Annotated in this window: 11 protein-coding genes; 1 reads left to right on the top strand and 10 read right to left on the bottom strand. The window is 42.8% G+C overall.

All coding sequences use genetic code 11. The features are described from left to right. Nucleotides 1-19: 19 nt before the first annotated feature. The 10 genes from rlmKL to ACED25_RS08410 form a co-directional block, all read right to left on the bottom strand. Nucleotides 20-2,140, bottom strand: a complete 2,121-nt coding sequence (gene rlmKL / locus ACED25_RS08455; RefSeq protein WP_017103925.1) for a bifunctional 23S rRNA (guanine(2069)-N(7))-methyltransferase RlmK/23S rRNA (guanine(2445)-N(2))-methyltransferase RlmL — start codon at nucleotides 2,138-2,140, stop codon at nucleotides 20-22. A 509-nt stretch (nucleotides 2,141-2,649) separates the two neighbouring features. Further along, nucleotides 2,650-3,204 carry a cell division protein ZapC gene (locus ACED25_RS08450; RefSeq protein ID WP_017099303.1) on the bottom strand — a complete coding sequence of 185 codons (555 nt, stop codon included), beginning with the start codon at nucleotides 3,202-3,204 and terminating at the stop codon, nucleotides 2,650-2,652. Between the two features lie 257 nt (nucleotides 3,205-3,461). Then, nucleotides 3,462-4,472: a quinone-dependent dihydroorotate dehydrogenase gene (gene pyrD / locus ACED25_RS08445; RefSeq protein WP_017099304.1), complete on the bottom strand. Its 1,011-nt coding sequence runs from the start codon at nucleotides 4,470-4,472 to the stop codon at nucleotides 3,462-3,464. Between the two features lie 346 nt (nucleotides 4,473-4,818). Further along, nucleotides 4,819-9,660 (bottom strand): NAD-glutamate dehydrogenase, encoded by a 4,842-nt coding sequence (locus ACED25_RS08440; protein ID WP_012603883.1) that lies wholly within the window; start codon nucleotides 9,658-9,660, stop codon nucleotides 4,819-4,821. A gap of 228 nt (nucleotides 9,661-9,888) precedes the next feature. Then, nucleotides 9,889-10,107: a DUF2835 domain-containing protein gene (locus ACED25_RS08435; RefSeq protein ID WP_004733645.1), complete on the bottom strand. Its 219-nt coding sequence runs from the start codon at nucleotides 10,105-10,107 to the stop codon at nucleotides 9,889-9,891. A gap of 221 nt (nucleotides 10,108-10,328) precedes the next feature. Continuing rightward, a complete protein-coding gene (gene pepN, locus ACED25_RS08430) occupies nucleotides 10,329-12,935 on the bottom strand; it encodes an aminopeptidase N (protein WP_371695077.1) in 2,607 nt (868 codons plus the stop codon). 217 nt (nucleotides 12,936-13,152) lie between these two features. After that, a complete protein-coding gene (locus ACED25_RS08425) occupies nucleotides 13,153-13,836 on the bottom strand; it encodes a hypothetical protein (RefSeq protein WP_009846656.1) in 684 nt (227 codons plus the stop codon). Between the two features lie 276 nt (nucleotides 13,837-14,112). After that, a complete protein-coding gene (gene prc / locus ACED25_RS08420) occupies nucleotides 14,113-16,107 on the bottom strand; it encodes a carboxy terminal-processing peptidase (protein WP_371695076.1) in 1,995 nt (664 codons plus the stop codon). 17 nt (nucleotides 16,108-16,124) lie between these two features. After that, nucleotides 16,125-16,748: an RNA chaperone ProQ gene (gene proQ / locus ACED25_RS08415; RefSeq protein ID WP_009846654.1), complete on the bottom strand. Its 624-nt coding sequence runs from the start codon at nucleotides 16,746-16,748 to the stop codon at nucleotides 16,125-16,127. A 97-nt stretch (nucleotides 16,749-16,845) separates the two neighbouring features. Next, nucleotides 16,846-17,337, bottom strand: coding sequence for a GAF domain-containing protein (locus ACED25_RS08410; RefSeq protein ID WP_371695075.1), 492 nt, complete (start codon nucleotides 17,335-17,337; stop codon nucleotides 16,846-16,848). 89 nt (nucleotides 17,338-17,426) lie between these two features. On the opposite strand from ACED25_RS08410, the gene ACED25_RS08405 reads away from it, so the two are divergent. Beyond that, nucleotides 17,427-19,223 (top strand): ABC transporter ATP-binding protein, encoded by a 1,797-nt coding sequence (locus tag ACED25_RS08405; RefSeq protein ID WP_371695074.1) that lies wholly within the window; start codon nucleotides 17,427-17,429, stop codon nucleotides 19,221-19,223. Nucleotides 19,224-19,245 lie beyond the last annotated feature (22 nt).

The following is a 19,245-nucleotide window of genomic DNA, read 5'->3' as shown; positions in this document are numbered from 1 at the left end:
TCCTTATACAATCTCTTAATTACTTATGTGTAATCAACCAGCAGTTATGAATGTGCTTGTTACGAGAGAAGTCCAATGGAAGCGTTTTAGCTGAGATGTTCTGAGCTTTGAGACCTAACTCTTCTAGGCCTTCTACATCCATTTTGAAGTGACGCTTGTTGTTAGAGAACACAATTGTGCCTTCTTCACGAAGAAGACGCTTTAGGTTTTCCATCAATTGAATGTGATCACGCTGAACATCAAAAGATTGATCCATACGCTTAGAGTTTGAGAACGTTGGAGGATCAATGAAGATCAGGTCATAAGAACCCTGCTCTTTAACCAACCACTGTAAGCAGTCGGCTTGAACAAACTGATGTTGACGACCAACACGGCCATTAAGCTCCATGTTCTGCTTTGCCCACTCAAGGTAGGTATTAGACATGTCAACGGTTGTTGTAGAGCGTGCGCCACCCACAGCAGCATGAACAGATGCACTGCCTGTGTAAGCAAATAAGTTAAGGAAATCTTTACCTGCAGCCATTTCGCCGATACGACGACGAGTGATCTTATGATCTAAGAACAAGCCCGTATCTAAGTAGTCATGAAGATTAACAATCAGCTTAACGCCGTATTCGTTCACTTCTAGGTTAGAGGAGTCTTGAGCCATTTTTTGATATTGAGATCGGCCTTTCTGCTTCTGGCGAACCTTAAGAACCACGTTGTTTGCTTCAACGCCAGTGACTTGAATAGAAGCACGGATGATATCGGTTAAGCGACGTTTTGCTTTCTCTTCCGGTACATCTTTAGGTGCTGCGTATTCTTGAATCACTAGGTGACCTGGGTATACGTCAATCGCTACATTGTATTCTGGTAAGTCCGCATCGTAGATACGGTAACAATCTAATTGCTCTTTCTTAGCCCACTTGCCAATTTTACCGATGTTCTTTTTAAGACGGTTTGCGAAGTCTGGAGCAATAAGTTGCTCTTGTTCACCCGTTGGACGCTCTGACATCGGACGGTCTGAAATTGAGTAGTTCTTTTGGTGACACGGTAACGCACCATTGTTCAATTTGAACTGTTTGTCTGCACGCATACGTAAGCAGCTAAGCAGTTCGTCAGAACTAGAGAAGATAGACGCGTTACAACCGCCAAATTCCGCTTTAAGTTGTGCACCGAATGCCGTGTAAAGTGCAATCAAACCCGGCTCTGTGCCAAGACGCTCACCATAAGGTGGGTTTGAAACAATCACACCATCAGTAAACTCTGTAGGACGCTTAAGCTTTGCAGCATCGCCTACTTCGAATTCAATCAGCTCTTCAACACCAGCACGACGAGCATTGTCACGCGCTGTTTTGATCATGCGCTCGTCATTGTCGTAGCCATAGAACTTACATTCTACTTTCTTAACGCCACGACGACCTTGAACGTTCGCTTCAGCTTTCACTTCAGCCCACAGTTCTGGTTCAAAATCTTCTAGTGATTCAAAACACCACTTCTGGCGTTTAACACCTGGAGCCATGTTCGCAGCCATCATTGCCGCTTCAATCACTAACGTACCTGAACCACACATTGGGTCTAGGAAAGGCTTAGTCGCATCCCAGCCACTACGAAGAAGAATCGCTGCAGCAAGGGTTTCACGCAATGGTGCGCGGCCTGATTCTGGACGATAACCACGTTGGTGAAGACCGCTACCTACCATATCAACACCAAGAATCGCTTTATCACGATGTAGACGAACGTGAATACGAATATCTGGATTTTCTTTGCTGATAGACGGACGAGGTAAAGACTTTTTCTCAAAGCTATCAACAACGGCATCTTTTACTTTCATCGCACCGTATTGGCTATTACGGATTTCGTTGTTTGTACCGTTAAAGTCAACAACAAAACGCTTAGAGCTATGGAATTGATTTACCCAGTTAACCGCAGTGGTTGATAGGTACAAATCCATGTCGTCCATACAAGTGAATTCAGAAAGGACACGTACAAATCTAGAAGCCAAACGACTCCATAAACAACAACGATAAATTTGCTCATTGGTCGCTTTGAATTTAACACCTGCTTGAACAGGTTTTGCATTTGTAATCCCTAGTTGGGTTAGTTCTTCAACTAATAAATTCTCAAGGCCGTTTGAGGTAACCGCTAGATATTGATTCATAGTGTTCTTTTATTGATAAAAATTAGCTCGATTATACCTGAATTTGTTATTAGAGCATCACACTAAACTTGTCTTTTCATTGAATCTTTCGACTAACTGGCTAGCAAACACACAGTCATGAAGCGATCGCTTACCCACATCCCCTTAGAACATAAGACTTATCAAATCAGCACAATTTATGACCAAACATCGGCCAATGCGGCGGTGTGAATTTATATTCGCCTTAAAATTGGTATATACCAGAGTCAATTTAAGACTGAAAGTTAGCTACAAAAGCACAAAAACAGGGAATAAAGGGAGGTAATTTACACTTCTGCCGATGAAAATAGGCAGAAATTAAGATGAAAAAACAGTCACAAGTTCACTAATTAAATAGTTAAGCGGTGATGTATTTATCTGGATGAGGTTTTTTAGGCACAAAAAAATCGGCTATTGAGCCGATTCTAAGGAAGGTTTGATAGGTTTATGCGTTGCAATGTGTGTTAGAAATGATGAACTAAACTGGGGAATTAACCGACCATTGCAATATGTGTATGGTGAAAATGAAGAATAGAGTTCGCGTCTACCATCCTATCGTGCATCACTTTAATCGAGTCTCCAAAGCTTAACCCTTTTGAAGGTGTGAGCAGAAACTCTTCTAAGTCGACAAATGCACATAGGCTCGCACACTCTCCCACTTCTAATACAATGAAGTAACCTAGGCTATGCTCGTTATTCATTTGTACGATATCCCCTTCTTGAGGAGATTCGTGGCCAGCGCCTTGTGAATCGAAGAACCAGCTTTTAGGCTGTACAGGCTTGTGGAAGCGCTTTGCTGCCACACAATATAGTGCGAGTTCAGCTTGGCGAGGCTCAGACAGTTCTAAGCCAGAAATTTGTTCTTTGAAGGTTTGGTATGAAGATGCGTCATCAACGGTGAATTCATTATCTCTAAACGCGCAGTCCACCAGCTTATTGCGGACCAGATTCGTTTTGAAAATCATATCCTCTCCGAGGTTTAGCATTAATGAACATTGCTGCTCATCGTAATACCAACTCCATGTATCGCTAGGTTTAAGCATCATTTCGTCTCACACTGTTGAACCATTCCATTAGGTAAAACGCAAAATTACCTTCAATTACAGTAATTCTACTGAGCAATAGGCAAAAAAAAAGAGGAAATGAATTCCTCTTTCTTATCGCTTCTGTCTACAACTCAGTGAGTTACAGTGTCTCTTTTAGTAAGACGATGCCAAATTATAGCTTTCCTAAAATAACCAAATCTTTTTGATAACTCTGTTTATAAAAGCTCTGGGTTTATAAAAGATCTGGTTTTCGGGGACTATAAATTTTTAACGATGTCGCCTACAAGACCTGGGCCTTTGTAGATGAAACCAGAGTAAACTTGTACAAGCTTCGCGCCTGCCATCATTTTCTCTTTCGCAGCGACGTAAGAGTCAACGCCACCTACCCCGATGATCGGTAATTGGTCACCCAACTCTTCGTGAAGTTTACGAACCACTTCAGTACTGCGAGATTGAACTGGACGTCCACTTAGGCCACCCGCTTCATCGCAATGTTTCATGCCTTCAACGATTGAACGATCCAATGTTGTGTTTGTTGCGATCACACCATCGATCTTATTTTTGATCAATGATTCACAAATTTGGCTAATTTCGTCATCACTTAGATCCGGAGCAATCTTAAGAGCAAGAGGCACATATTTACCATGCTTCTCTTCTAGTTCAGATTGTTTCGTTTTAAGTTCAGACAATAGATCGTCTAGAGCTTCGCCGTATTGTAGAGAACGAAGTCCTGGAGTATTTGGTGAAGAGATGTTCACAGCAATGTAACCAGCGTATTGATATACCTTCTCCATACAGATCAAGTAATCTTCAGCGCCCTTTTCAATTGGTGTGTCTTTGTTCTTACCGATGTTGATACCTAAGATGCCGTCGTAGTTCGACTTCTTAACGTTCTCAATAAGGTTGTCGACGCCTAAGTTATTGAACCCCATGCGGTTGATGATACCTTCAGCTTCAACAAGACGGAATAGACGTGGTTTGTCATTACCGGCTTGTGGACGAGGAGTTACCGTTCCTACTTCAACGAAACCAAAACCCATTGCGCCAAATGCATCAATACATTCGCCGTTTTTATCTAGGCCAGCCGCTAGGCCAACTGGGTTTTTAAAAGTAAGACCCATGCATTCTACAGGTCGATTAGGTAATTGTTGGCGATACAAAAGATCAATAGGAGTGCCTGTGAAGCGTTTGAAATTTTGAATTGCAAGATCATGTGCCTTTTCGGCATCAAGTTGGAAAAAGCCAGTTCTGGCTAGACGGTAGAGCATTGTGCCTCCGATAGAAAAAAGCCCCGTGTAAACGGGGCGATATTATTTACTTATTTACTCAACTATTCAATCTATTACTGTCTGTAAGGGTAAGATAATCGAGTTTGTTAGCGAATGAGGTTCTTTATTAAGCAAACGTTATCGTTTCTGCAGTCAGTTTACTCATTTCTAGTCTCTACCATATTACAGCCACCCACTCTTTTAACAACAAGCAAGGTGTCCACGAAGTGGGTCCGTCAAAAGAAGTGGGTCCGTCAAAAATCGTTAGACCTATTGATGCCACTTTATAGAAACGAAAAAGGCAAACCTTATGGCCTGCCCTTATGTCTTTCGTTTTATCTAATCACTAATCTGTCGACATGCAGTTTAGATTCAATAACATCAATTCACGCAGTGCTACTGAGAACTTGGCAAACTCATGAACCGAACCTACTTTGAATTCATTGAGGATACTTTCCCAACGATGTAGAGAAACAGAGTTACTTTCCATCCAATCATCAAGCGCTTTAATCACATCGATGTCTGAAGCACAACCGCAGTTAAGCACTTGGCCAGTTAGCTGACGTTGCTGCCAATCCAGATCTTCTCTGAATGCTGCACGTGCCAGGGCTTGCCAATTGTTGTCTACTGCTTGACCATTGATTTGCTTCAAGAACCAGTGCAGAGACAAGCGGTCACCAAGATTGAAGTAAAGCTTAGACGCTTGTTGTACTGTTTTACCCGTCTCACGAGCTACTGTGGATATATCCAGTGCTGAGTACAAGCTAGACAAACGCGCAACTGAATTAGCCAACTCAGCGTTTACGCCTTGGTCAATCCATAACTGTGCCATTGCGTTATGCTCTTCTACTTCAGAAGCCACTAGGTTTTCATCCAGTTTCTCTGTGATAGTAAGAACATCGCCTTGGTAAAGTTCAATCAATGCTTTCACTGACTGTTTTCCGGTACGGTTTCTTAGCAACCAACGAGCCAAACGACGAAGTGTGCGACGAACATGGTAGATCAATTCATATTGAGCTTCAGAACTTGAAACATTGTCCAGTTCACGGATGCTCTTCAGAACTTTGCCAAGACCGTAGATTTCACGTGTTGCCGCGTAAGCATTGGCAATATCAACAATATTTGCGCCCGTCTCTTCTTGCAGACGAGTAACGAAGTTACAACCCATCTCGTTAACCATTTGGTTAGCCAGTGCCGTCGCAATGATTTCAGAACGTAGTGGATGATTGTCCATGTGCTGAGAGTAGTTACGACGTAACGCCGTTGGGAAGTACTGCATAAGCTGTTGAGCATGGAATTCATCATTAGCGATATCATCACTAACAAGATCTTCTTTAAGCACCATTTTACCGTAAGCGACAAGTACAGAAAGCTCAGGTCTTGTTAGGCCTTGGCCCTGCTTTTCACGCTCAAGCAGTGTTTCGTCATCTGGGATGTATTCCAAACCACGATCCAAGTACCCTGCTTTTTCCATTGTATGAATAAAGCGGATTTGCTCTTTTACTAAGCCAACACCTTGATGCTCCGTAACCGAAATAGACTCAGCTTGGCAATATGCGTCGTCTAGTACGATTTCGCCCACTTCATCTTCCATAGATTCAAGCACTTGGTTACGTTGCTTAACGGTTAGATCACCATTAGACACCAAACCATTCAAGAAGATCTTAATGTTTACTTCATTATCCGAACAGTCAACACCACCAACGTTATCAACGAAGTCAGTATTAACGCGGCCACCCGTCAGCGCGTATTCAATACGACCCAGTTGAGTCATACCCAAGTTACCGCCTTCACCAACAACCTTAGCTTTCAGGTCACGGCCATCGATACGAAGCACGTCATTTGCACGGTCACCAACATCTGTATGAGTCTCGTTTGAAGACTTAACGTAAGTACCGATACCGCCATTCCAAAGAAGATCAACCTGCATAGACAAGATCGCTTTGATCAAGTCATTTGGTGCCATTGATGCTTTCTTAGTACCCAGCATTTTCTGAATTTCAGGCGTCAAAGAGATAGACTTCGCTCGACGTGAGAAGATGCCACCACCTTGAGAAATCAGGTCTTTGTTGTAATCTTCCCAGCTTGAGCGAGGAAGATTAAACAAGCGCTCACGCTCTACCCAGCTTGATGCTGATTCTGGATTCGGATCGATGAAGATATGCATGTGGTTAAACGCAGCTTGCATACGAATATGCTTAGACAACAGCATACCGTTACCAAACACATCGCCCGCCATATCACCGACACCGATAGCGGTGAAGTCCGTTGTTTGGCAGTTGATGCCCATTTCACGGAAGTGACGTTTAACAGATTCCCAGCCACCTTTCGCCGTGATACCCATGGCTTTATGGTCATAACCGTTAGAGCCACCAGAGGCAAATGCATCACCTAACCAGAAATTGTATTCAGCAGATACTGAGTTTGCTAGATCTGAGAACGTTGCGGTACCTTTATCGGCGGCAACAACCAAATACGGATCATCTTCATCGTGACGAACAACGCTCTTAGGTGGAATAACCTCACCTTCAATGATGTTGTCTGATACGTCTAGTAGTGCACGGATGAAGCGCTTGTAACAACGTTGACCTTCAGCGAAGATCTCGTCTCGGCCAGACATAGTGTGTTGACGCTTACAAACGAAACCACCTTTTGCACCAACCGGTACAATTACTGTGTTCTTAACTTGCTGTGCTTTAACTAGGCCTAGAATCTCAGTACGGAAATCCTCTTGACGGTCTGACCAACGTAAACCACCACGAGCGACTTTACCGCCACGTAGATGCACACCTTCAATGTCTGGTGCGTAAACGAAAATCTCAAACGCAGGAACCGGTGCTGGGATATCTGGGATCTCGCTTGGTCTCATTTTCAGAGCCAACCAAGGTTTAGACTGTTTGTTGTCGTCTAACTGGTAGTAGTTAGTACGAAGCGTTGCTGTGATCATTTCCATGTAACGACGAATGATACGATCATCATCCAAGCTTTCTACATGATCCAACTGTTCAGTGATCTTCTTAATAAGATCTTGTTGGCCTTTCGCGCTACCCTTTAATTTAGGATCAAAACGCTTGCCGAATAAGCTCACTAACCCTTTCGCTAGATCTGGGTAATGAGACAATGTGTCTTCAATGTATTGTTGGCTAAATGGGAAACCCACTTGGCGCATGTAACGCGCATACGCACGTAAGATTGAGATTTCACGGCCAGAAAGAGCAGCACCCAATACCAAGCGGTTAAAACCATCGCTGTCTAATTCTCCTTCCCAAATCGCAGCAAAGGCTTGTTGGAATAGATCGCGCGCTTCACGAAGATCAATCGTCTTGTCACTCTTATGCAGCATCGAGAAATCAAGGATCCAATAAGTCACCCCATTGGTCTTGCGTACTTCATAAGGTGATTCACCAATAACGCGCAGGCCAAAGTTTTCAAGCATTGGCATAACATCAGACAGGTGAATCGGCTCATCACTGTGGTAGAACAACTTCAAACGAACAGCTTTAGAGTCTGCCGCTTCTTCTTGAGGGCGGTAGAAAAGCATGCCAAGTTTGTTGTCTTCACTCAGAGCTTCTAGACGTTCGATATCTGCAACCGCAGAACCAGGCATCATGTCTTCTTTGTACGAACGTGGGAATGCACGCATGTACTCTTTCGATAACGGAAGACCTTTGCTCTCACCGAAGTTAGCAACGATTGATTCAGACAGGCGGTCATCCCATGTAGACGATACTTCCATTAAATTTTGCTCAATTGTTTTCACGTCCACATCCATGTTGTTGTTATCAACACGAACAATATAGTGCGTTCTTGCCAGTGGGCTTTCAGAGAAGTATGTCGTGAATTCGACCTCTTCTTCGCAACCGAAATACTGCTTCAAGATGCGTTGGGTTTGACGACGAAGTTCGGTGTTGTAACGATCTTTAGTAACGTAAACCATGCAGCTAAAGAAACGGCCAAACGGGTCTTTGCGAACAAACAAACGCAGAAGATCGCGATCTTGCATTTGAACTACGCCAGTACCGACTTCTAGCAATTCTTCTTCACGAGCTTGAAGCAGTTCATCTCGCGGGTAGTTTTCTAGAATGTTGTGCAGAGCTTTGTAAGAGTATGAACCTTCACGGTAACCACTCGCGTCTAAGATGCGCTCTACTTTCTCGCGAACAAGAGGGATCGTTTCAACGGTTTGGTTATAAACGGCAGAGGTGTAAAGACCAGTAAAGCGGTGTTCACCAATGACCTTACCGTTCTTATCGAACTTCTTAATACCAATGTAATCATTGTAAGCTGGGCGGTGAATGCGTGAAGCCGTGTTGCCCTTGGTTACGATCAATACATACGGTTTTTTCGCTTCTAAGCGTGCCGAGTCAGAAAACTCAGACAGCTTAACGTTACGCACACGATCTGAATTCGCAAACAAACCAAGGCCTTGCTCCTTGGTCGGTTGTAGTTCTGTGTCGCCATTTACAGAAACAAGGTCATATTCCTTGTAGCCCATAAACGTAAAGTTGTGCTCGCCTAACCAACGAAGAAACGCCAACGTCTCATCAAAACGTTGGCCGTCTACAGGAATACTTTCTTTTTGCTTTTCAACTTGATTCGTTACTTCCTCAAGTTTTTCAACCATCTTCAGCCAATCGTTCACGACTAAACCAGTATCGGTAAAGATATCCAGTAGTTCCGTTTTGAGCGCTGTCATTTCAGCTTTGCTGCTAAGACGGTCTACTTCGATATGGAAAAGCGATTGGAATGCACCTTCGTTATTGCTCACGCCGACAACACTGCCCTTATCAGAGCGAGAGATTTGTGTTGGATTGTGAAGCATAAGGTGAGAAGAAAGGTCTAGGCGAGTCAGCGCCATTTTTACAGAGTCTACAAGGAATGGGCTATCTGGTACGACTATCTCTACGATAGTGTGAGTAGATTGCCAACCTTGACGACTTACTGTCGGGTTAAAAACACGAACAGAGATTTGGTCAGCTTTCTTTTCATTGATGTGATGCCATAAGCTAACTACAGCACCGTATAAATCGGATTCGTTTCTCTGAGTTAGATCGTCGTGAGAAACGTTACTAAACAAGTGTTGAGCAAGTTGAGTTACGAGAGGTCGATGAGCAAGGTCAAGTTTGTCTTGAATCAGTTTGTACACTTTTTCAAGTAAAACTGGAACCACAGTTTCACGTGCGGTCATAGTCACACTCCACAATTAGAATTTTATTTTATTATTAGGGGGCTTACTTAAGCTTGCGTTTGAATCAAGCCTTCAAGGCCAGTTCTACTAACGAGTTAAGCAAAGGTAATGCATTCATTTATTGTAAAAGCATTATTGATAAATAGTTAATTGTTTTAGAGGTGGTAAGAGGTGAAATGTTTGATTATGTGATTAAGATTCCCTTTAACTCACTAGGCACGCCAAGCTTTACAGAGCTTCCAACTTAATAAACTTATTTTTTTGGTCAGTTGTTAACCTAAACTGTCCTCTAACCCCTATTTGTGTAAGAAATGGTCTGAAGCGAGTTGCAGGTAGCTGTAAGCGTAACCCTGTTGTTGTTATCACTTGAACTTTACTTGCGGCACCCGAGTAGCTAGCCAAAAACTGCTGATATGAGATGTTAAGTTGGAAAATATAGCGATTCATACGATACCTGTATATATATACAGTGCCGGTGATTTTTGGCACTTAACGATGTCTGAAAGTGAAACTTAACTTGAAACTGCTCTAGCTTATCGAAAATTCGATAAACCAGAAACAAAAAATCAGTGGCAGATATTCTCTACCACTGATGACTTTTCGTTACTAGTAAACTGTTTATTAGCCAACCGCTTATGATCGAACAGTTTCCTGAATAAGCGGCTGACTTAAGCCTCTAGTGCTTTTGCCACTTTCTCGAATAAGTCTTTTGCAAGGTTGTCCATGTTCTTCAGCGTCTCAAGTTCTTTTTTGATTAGAGCTTGGCGTTCATCATCGTACTTACGGAACTTAAGTAGCGGGTCAATCAAACGTGAAGCCACTTGCGGGTTGCTGCTGTTCAGTTCACGTAGGATCTCGCCAGCAAACGCGTAACCTTGTCCTGACTTGGCGTGGAATTGAACCGGGTTCATGTTTAAGAACGAACCAACCAAGTTACGAGTACGGTTCGGGTTCTTCAAGCTGAACGCTTGGTGCGACATCGACGCTTTAATCACTTCAAGTGCATTAGAGCTTGGGTTTGAACCTTGCAATGCAAACCACTTATCCATGACAAGACCATCATGTTTCCACTTGTCGCTGTAATCCGCCATCAAGGTTTCACGACATGGTAGTTGCGCACTGTTCGCCGCGCCCATCGCTGCCATTGTATCTGTCATGTTGTTTGCTTGTTGGTACATAGCAACAACCAAGTCATTACCCTTTTCAGTATGCGCTAAGTAACTTAGACAGACTTTACGTAGAGTACGCTTACCAATCGAATCGTGATCGATCGTGTATTCTGTTAGTGCATGGCTGTGATAAACCGCCGCTAACTCGTCTTCAAGTTCTGCAGCTAGTGTTACTTTCATTGAGTTAAGAACAGATGCGACCGCATCAATATCAACGCGCTCATACCAACCCGACACTTCGTTATGGCTCGGTAGAGAAAGCATTTCTGCAATAAACGCAGGTTCTAGTGAATCACTAAGCAGTACCCCGCGGAATGCATCAACAACAGAAGCAGAAAGTTCAAACTTTTGACCTTGTTGAACGTTATCTACGTTGCTACGGATGTATTTCGCTAGCAGCATTTGACCCGCATCCCAACGAGAGAACTCATTGCGAGCATTCACCATCAGGAAGATCAGCTCTTCATCTGAGTAATCGTATTCCAATTTCACTGGCGCAGAGAATTCACGAAGTAGCGATGGGATCGGTTGCTCTGAAACGTTTTCAAACACAAACGTTTGTTCCGCTTCTTTCACATCTAATACATTGTGAACTGGCTGACCGTTACATTGTAACCCAATCACTTCACCCGACGCGGTGTATAGCTCGATGTCTAGAGGAATATGCAGAGCTTGCTTATCCGTTTGCTCATGAGTTGGAGCCGTTACTTGGCGAGTTGTTAACGTGTACTCTTTTTTGTCTGCGTCGTAGTGACTTTCAACAGAAAGCGTCGGCGTACCAGATTGGCTGTACCATAAACGGAACTGAGACAGGTCAACGCCCGACGCATCTTCCATTGCAGCAACGAAATCTTCGCAAGTTGCAGCGGTACCATCGTGACGTTCAAAGTACAGCTTCATGCCTTTTTGGAAACCTTCCTCACCCAACAATGTGTGGATCATTCGGATCACTTCACTGCCCTTTTCGTATACTGTCAACGTGTAGAAGTTGTTCATTTCTATCACTTTTTCAGGACGAATTGGGTGAGACATTGGGCTCGCATCTTCAGCGAATTGTGGCCCGCGAATAATACGAACATTGTTGATTCGGTTTACTGCGCGAGAACCAAGATCAGATGAGAATTCTTGGTCACGGAATACGGTTAAACCTTCTTTCAAGCTTAACTGGAACCAATCGCGACATGTCACTCGGTTCCCCGTCCAGTTATGGAAATATTCATGACCGATTACCGCTTCGATGCCTAGGTAGTCGGTGTCGGTTGCTGTTTGGTCGTTCGCTAAAACAAACTTAGAGTTAAATACGTTCAGACCTTTGTTTTCCATCGCGCCCATGTTGAAGAAATCAACAGCTACGATCATGTAGATGTCTAAGTCATACTCAAGATTGAAACGCTCTTCGTCCCACTTCATTGAGTTAATCAAAGAAACCATCGCGTGGTTTGCGCGGTCTAGATTGCCTTTGTCGACAAAGATTTCCAGGTCAACTTTGCGGCCTGATTGTGTGGTGTAAGCGTCACGAAGTACATCAAAGTCACCGGCAACAAGAGCAAACAAGTAAGCAGGTTTTGGATGTGGGTCTTGCCATTTCACCCAGTGACGACCATTTTCAGCATCACCTTCATCTATACGGTTACCATTACTAAGTAAGAATGGATTTTCAGCTTTGTCTGCGATTACCGTTGTGGTGAATTTTGCCAATACATCAGGGCGGTCCATATAGTAAGTAATGCGGCGGAAACCTTCAGCTTCACACTGAGTACAGAATGCGCCACCCGACTTATACAAACCTTCAAGTGCACTATTCCCTTCAGGATTTACTTCCGTCACGATCGTGAGTGTGAAATCTTTCGGTAGTCCGCTCAGTGTCAGTTGAGTTTCAGATTGCTCGAATTGCGTCCACTCTTGACCCTCAACTAAAACAGAAACCAACGTCAAACCTTCACCATCAAGTACTAAGGTCGAACTATCTTTCTCTTGCTTAACACTAGACACCGCCGTAATGATGGACGCTGAATCGTACAAATCGAAAGTAAGATCGATTTGAGAAATAGTGTGAGATGGTGATTGATAATCTTTACGATACTTGGCTTGAGGTGTATATGCCATGACGGGTTCCTTTTGATCGTTATACGTAATTGTATTTTAACTGTATATATCTAAAGGTTGAGGGCCAAGAACACAAGGGGAATATTGAAAAAAGGAGGCATTGTAGTAAAACGCCTCCATGTTTTGCTATTTTATCAACCAAATAAGAAAGGAACGGCTAATAAATGAACTGTGAGCCATATTATCAACAAACCTGACTTTGCGCATCCAACCCGCATTATCGAATACGATTGAGTACTGCAAACATGTCGCCTTCTTCACCTTGAAGCGTCAAGACGTCGCTGTTTAATGTGTAACGAGTGCCGTGCTCGCCATTTTCATACAGAAGCACCAATTGATCGCCTTCGGTGTAATACACCCCACGACGAACAACCTCACTCCCCACTTCATCGGACACTCTGAACATAAATACAAAGTCAGGTTGAAGCACTAAATCCATTTTTTGAATGTTACTCGCGCGCAGGTCGCTACCTGAAAGCTCAGCACTCGACCAAATACCTGCCAGTGCATTCGGTAAGGCTTTGGTAAACATGACACCGTTGAGGTTCAACATATTATGGTTACTGCTATAGGCGTAAACTTGAGGTTCAGAGGTGTTTAAACCCAAAATAATGGTATCTTCATTGGCATTATACAAGCCTTCCCAATGGTCGACACTGTAGTCTTTCTTTTGAATATCAATGGAGAATGAATAATTTGAATCAAGGGTTAGCTTTATCGCTCTAAAATTTTCAGTACCTTGTTCAGGATCTGGGTTCATCAAATACCAATCACCAAGCAGTAAAGGAAGGTCAAAATGAGATAGATTGCTGTCACTTTTTGATTGCTGATCGCTTGAAGCGACCTCACTCCCAAAAGCAACAAAACTTAAACAAGATAAAAATAGTAGAATCCATTTCATACGCGCCCCCTCGTTTTCTTTAAGCTTAGGCAGGTAATGAATAGAAAGCGAAAAAATTTGATCCAAGTCACTAAATTTTAAGTGCAAAGTAACTTAAATGTCATTATTCGACACAAAACAGAGCTAAATAACCCTGAACATTGAGTGTTCTTTACGACAGTCTCAACGGTTACAATCAGGTATTCCTGTCAAATCATAGACACAAAAAAAAGCGAGCCTAGGCTCGCTTTTTAAATTGTGCATCTTTAAACAATCACCTTTTAACAGGTATTTGCTCTATTTCTTGATCATATCCAGCATGATAGCAACAGATTCATCAAGATAAGCATCCGGGGCTTCGTAGTCTTTAGGGATATCATCCAACGTTTTAAATACCTCTAACTTAGCCGCTTTTTGACGTTGATTGATACGCTCTAGACGAAGCACATCCCCATCATCACTCTCTTGTTGACGTACTTTTTCGTTCAAAGAAAGGTCGTTATCATCTTTATCAGCCTTATATTTTTCAATATCTTGCGCGATAAAGCCAAACTCCATGTCTGTCGCAATACGAGCTTGGTGTTGAGCGGTTAAAGCAGCAACTTGCTCATCGTTACGCTGTAACACTGAATAGTTAGCTTTATCTATGCTATCCCAAGGCAGAGCATTATCTTCAACACTTTCACCAGTATCTGCTGGATCAATTGCCGTTGGGTAAGCAATATCAGGCACTACACCTTTGTTTTGCGTACTTCCGCCATTGATTCGGTAGAATTTCTGGATGGTGTATTGAACGTAGCCTAACTCTTTATCGAACAAATCATAAATATGATTCAAAGAGCGGTGTTGTTGCACCGTTCCTTTACCGAAAGAGTTTTCACCAAGGATGATTGCACGACCATAATCTTGCATCGCTGCTGCAAAGATTTCAGATGCTGAAGCACTGTAGCGATTCACCAATACCGTTAATGGACCTTGGTAACTAATTTCGCCATCAGTATCACTGTTCACTTTTACACGACCGTAGCTATCACGAACTTGAACAACGGGCCCCTCTTTGATAAACAAACCAGAGAGTTCGGTTGCTTCCGTTAGTGCACCACCACCGTTGTTTCGCAGATCAACAATGATACCTTCGACACCTTGCTCTTTAAGTTCGGTGATCAGTTTATCAGTATCTTTAGAAAGGCCAACATAGAAGCTTGGTACTTCTAGTACGCCAATCTTCTTGCCATCTTTCTCGATAACTTCTGATTTAACAGCGCGGTCTTCTAAGCGAATCTTATCGCGTACAATTGTGACAACGTGACCTTTTGCATCTTTACCATCTGGCAAGATCTGTAGCTTAACTTTAGTCCCTTTCGGTCCTTTAATTAATTGCACTACATCGTCTAAACGCCAGCCGATAACATCAACAATATCTTCGCCATCTTGACCAACACCAACAATACGGTCACCATCACTCAATTGCTTGCTGTTTGACGCAGGGCCACCAGTAACGAGAGATCGGATAACGGTGTAGTCGTCTGTCATTTGAAGTACAGCACCAATGCCTTCTAGAGATAGATTCATCTCAGACTGGAATTGCTCTGCATTTCTTGGAGAAAGGTAACTGGTATGAGGGTCAACTTCTCGCGCGAATGCGTTCATGTAGATCTGGAAAGCATCTTCGTTGTGCGATTGCGTAATACGCTTCATCGCATTGTTGTAACGCTTTTCCAAAACTTCTTGAATCTCTGGCCACTCTTTACCTGTAAGTTTTAGATTCAACGCGTCGTATTTAACACGCTTCCTCCAAAGCTCATTCACTTCAGCGATATCTTTTGGCCATTCCGCTTCGCTACGATTGAGCTCAATACTTTCATCAGTATCAAACTTAATCTCAGTATCTAGTAAAGACAGCGCATATTGGAAACGTTCAAAACGCTTCTGCATGGACAAATTATAAACATCGAATGCAATTTGGTTATTACCGGCTTTCAGTTGGTCATCAATTTGTTTAGATGAAGTAGCGAAAGAGTCAATATCAGCTTGAGTGAAGATATTACGGTTATAATCCAGCATCTCTAAATAACGATTAAAGATAGCTTGGGAGAAATCATCGTTGAGATTGAAGTGTTTATAGTGGGAACGAGTAAATCGAGAAGTAACACGTTTACTAGCAGTTTCGTGTTGAACCTCAGGAGCGAGTAGAGGTAAATCGTCCTGATTTAATTTGGCTTCAAGAGCCTGAGCTGAAGCTGCTAGCAAAAAGCTAGCAGCAATCAGTGTCAATTTTGAACGGCATTTCATGCGTAGGAGTATCTCCTTTAAGCGCGCAAGTGCTCCGCTTTAACAACCATTTGTAGGCCGTTTGCTAACTGAACACGCACATCTTCCTTATTGATTTCAACAATGGTCGCAGCCATGTTTCCCGTACCCATGTTCACATTTACTTCTTTACCAGTGATAAATTCATCGGCGTTCAAAGCGCGTGTTTCTACAGGTTTTTCTACTTTCGGTGCTTTAGGCGCTTGACGACGAGGCTGTTGAGCTTTCTTCGCTTTAGCTTTCGCTTTGCCTTCGTCACGAGCTTTCTGTGCTTGTTCTTTACGACGAGCCTGAACTTTCGCTTTGCTTTCTGCAAGTGTCGCTTTAGCGTGCTCAACGTGCTCTTCTTCTAGTGTGCCACATACGTTGCCGTCTAGGTCAACACGTTCTGCGCCAGCTTTTACGCCGTGCAGGTAACGCCATGATGATGTGTACTGTCTTAACGCTGCACGAAGCTGAGTCTTACTTACTTTTTCGTCTTCATTTAGACGTTCAGCAAGATCTTGAAAAATACCAATTTTAAGTGGTTTCGCTTCACCTTCTAGAGTAAAGCATTTAGGGAAACATTCAGCAACATATGCGATAACTTCTTTGCTGTTTTTTAACTTTTCAGTGTTTTCCATGTGGGTTCCTGGTTTTTGCGGTTTTCCGCGAGCATTAAGAAAATATTTTTACGTATTATAGAGAGATGCTTGGGAAAAACCACAGTAAGAGAATAATTTATGCCTTGTTCGCGTGCGAATTAAGCAGCTTTTCCACTTCTGCCATGAAAAATGTTAATCCGTCCTCGTCAATTTGAGAAAAACGACCAACATTTGGGCTATCGATATCAAGAACGCCCGCTATTTCCCCGTCAATCGAAAATGGTATAACGATTTCTGAGTTACTTGCAGCGTCACAAGCGATGTGTCCTTCGAATTCATGAACATCATAAATGCGCTGAACTGTATTCGTCGCGACCGCAGTTCCACACACACCACGCCCTACCGGAATTCGAACACAAGCCGGTTGACCTTGAAATGGGCCAAGTACAAGTTCGTCTTTTTCCTTAGCTTGGTCCTGCTTCATTAAATAGAAACCAGCCCAATTTAATTCATCCAACTCCATGAATAATAATGAGCTGATATTAGCTAGATTAGCAGTTAGATCGGGTTCTGATTCAATTAATGCAACGGCTTGTTTGGTTAAGCGTTGGTAATGTTCTATTTTCATATTAACTTCCAATTAAATTGAGACTTCCATTATCAAGAGAACGCAGTAAAATGCGGCCATCAAACTAAATAGGACTTATTCTCATTACAATGACCAATTCAGAAGACACTATTAGCCGTTCTTGGTTAATAACTCAAGTAAAAAAACACAAGTCCAAATTACTGTTTGCTAACATTATTGCCATACTTGCAACTCTCATTAGTGTCCCTATCCCGTTGCTCATGCCATTAATGGTTGATGAAGTATTACTTGATAAGCCGGCTTCTGGCTTAGAGATGATGAACCATCTACTTCCAACATCGTTGCAGACACCAACTGGCTATATTGCACTGACTTTGCTGTTAGTCATAATCATGCGTACTGTTAGCCAAGCGTTGAACATTCTACAAGGGCGTCAATTCACGCTTGTCTCAAAAACAATTACCTATCAAATGCGCAGCAAGATGATAGATAAGCTTGGCCGCATTAGTATTAGACAATACGAGACCAAAGGCAGTGGCGGTATTAATGCTCACCTGATAACAGACATAGAGACAATAGATAAGTTCATTGGTTCGACTCTATCTAAGTTCATAATTAGCTTCTTAACCGTTTTCGGTACCGCTATCGTGTTGCTATGGTTAGAGTGGCGTTTAGGACTGTTCATTTTACTGGTCAATCCTGTTGTGATTTATTTCTCCCGTAAACTAGGTAGCAGAGTTAAACACCTTAAAAAGTATGAGAACCAATCTTTCGAGCGCTTTCAAAACCGTTTAGTGGAAACCTTAGACGGTATTTACCAACTGCGTGCGGCAAACAAGGAACGTATCTTTCTCGATGAACTTAAGGTTCAAGCAAACCAAGTGAGAGTCGATGCAGACAAATACGCTTGGCAATCAGAAGCTGCTGGCCGTGTTTCGTTTCTTCTGTTCTTATTAGGTTTCGAGCTTTTCCGTGCCGTCGCGATGCTAATGGTGTTATTCAGCGACTTAACGATTGGTCAGATTTTCGCGGTATTTGGTTACTTGTGGTTCATGTTAGGCCCGGTTCAAGAGCTGCTAGGGATTCAATTCTCTTGGTATAGCGCAAAAGCAGCACTTCAGCGCATCAACGACCTTCTTCAGTTAGAAGAAGAGAAGCGCCCTATCAGTAAAGTGAACCCATTTAATGAAGATCAAGAAGTGACAGTCGACATTGAAGACGTTACATTCTCTTACACATTAGAAAACACTGTTTTAAATAGTCTATCGCTGCACATTCCTGCAGGTAAGAAAGTCGCTTTGGTGGGTGCGAGTGGTGGTGGTAAATCTACGTTAATCCAGTTACTGATTGGTGTTTATCAAGCGGACTCTGGATGCATTCGTTATAACGGTGAAACCACCGACGACATCAGTTTCGATGTAATACGCAGTCAAATTGCCGTTGTTTTACAACAACCTATACTTTTTAACGATACATTAAGGCATAATCTGACCCTTGGTGCTGAATACGATGAAATGTCGTTGTGGCGAGCACTTGAAGTCTCTCAAATGCAAGATGTCATCAAGCAACTGAGTAATGGCTTAGATACACAAATTGGTAGGAATGGCGTTCGACTGTCTGGCGGGCAACGACAACGCTTAGCTATAGCCCGAATGGTGCTGAGCAATCCTAAGTTTGTTATTCTAGATGAAGCGACATCAGCACTCGATACAGCAACAGAGTCAGCACTGCATAAAGCGCTGAGCGAGTTTTTGAAAGATCGCACAACTTTGATAGTGGCTCATCGATTATCAGCGGTGAAACAGGCCGATCTAATCTATGTTTTAGAAGATGGGCAAGTTACACAGACAGGAACACATGGTGAATTGGTTGAACAACAAGGATTATATCAAACACTCTATGGCAGTGTGCAATCGCACGCCTGATGTTTATTGTTCTAAAGATTTA

It is taken from the genome of Vibrio sp. 1F263, from assembly GCF_041439035.1.
Lineage (GTDB): Bacteria > Pseudomonadota > Gammaproteobacteria > Enterobacterales > Vibrionaceae > Vibrio > Vibrio tasmaniensis_A.
The sequence above is the reverse complement of the archived record's forward strand: the minus strand, read 5'-3'. Positions and strand labels throughout refer to the sequence as shown.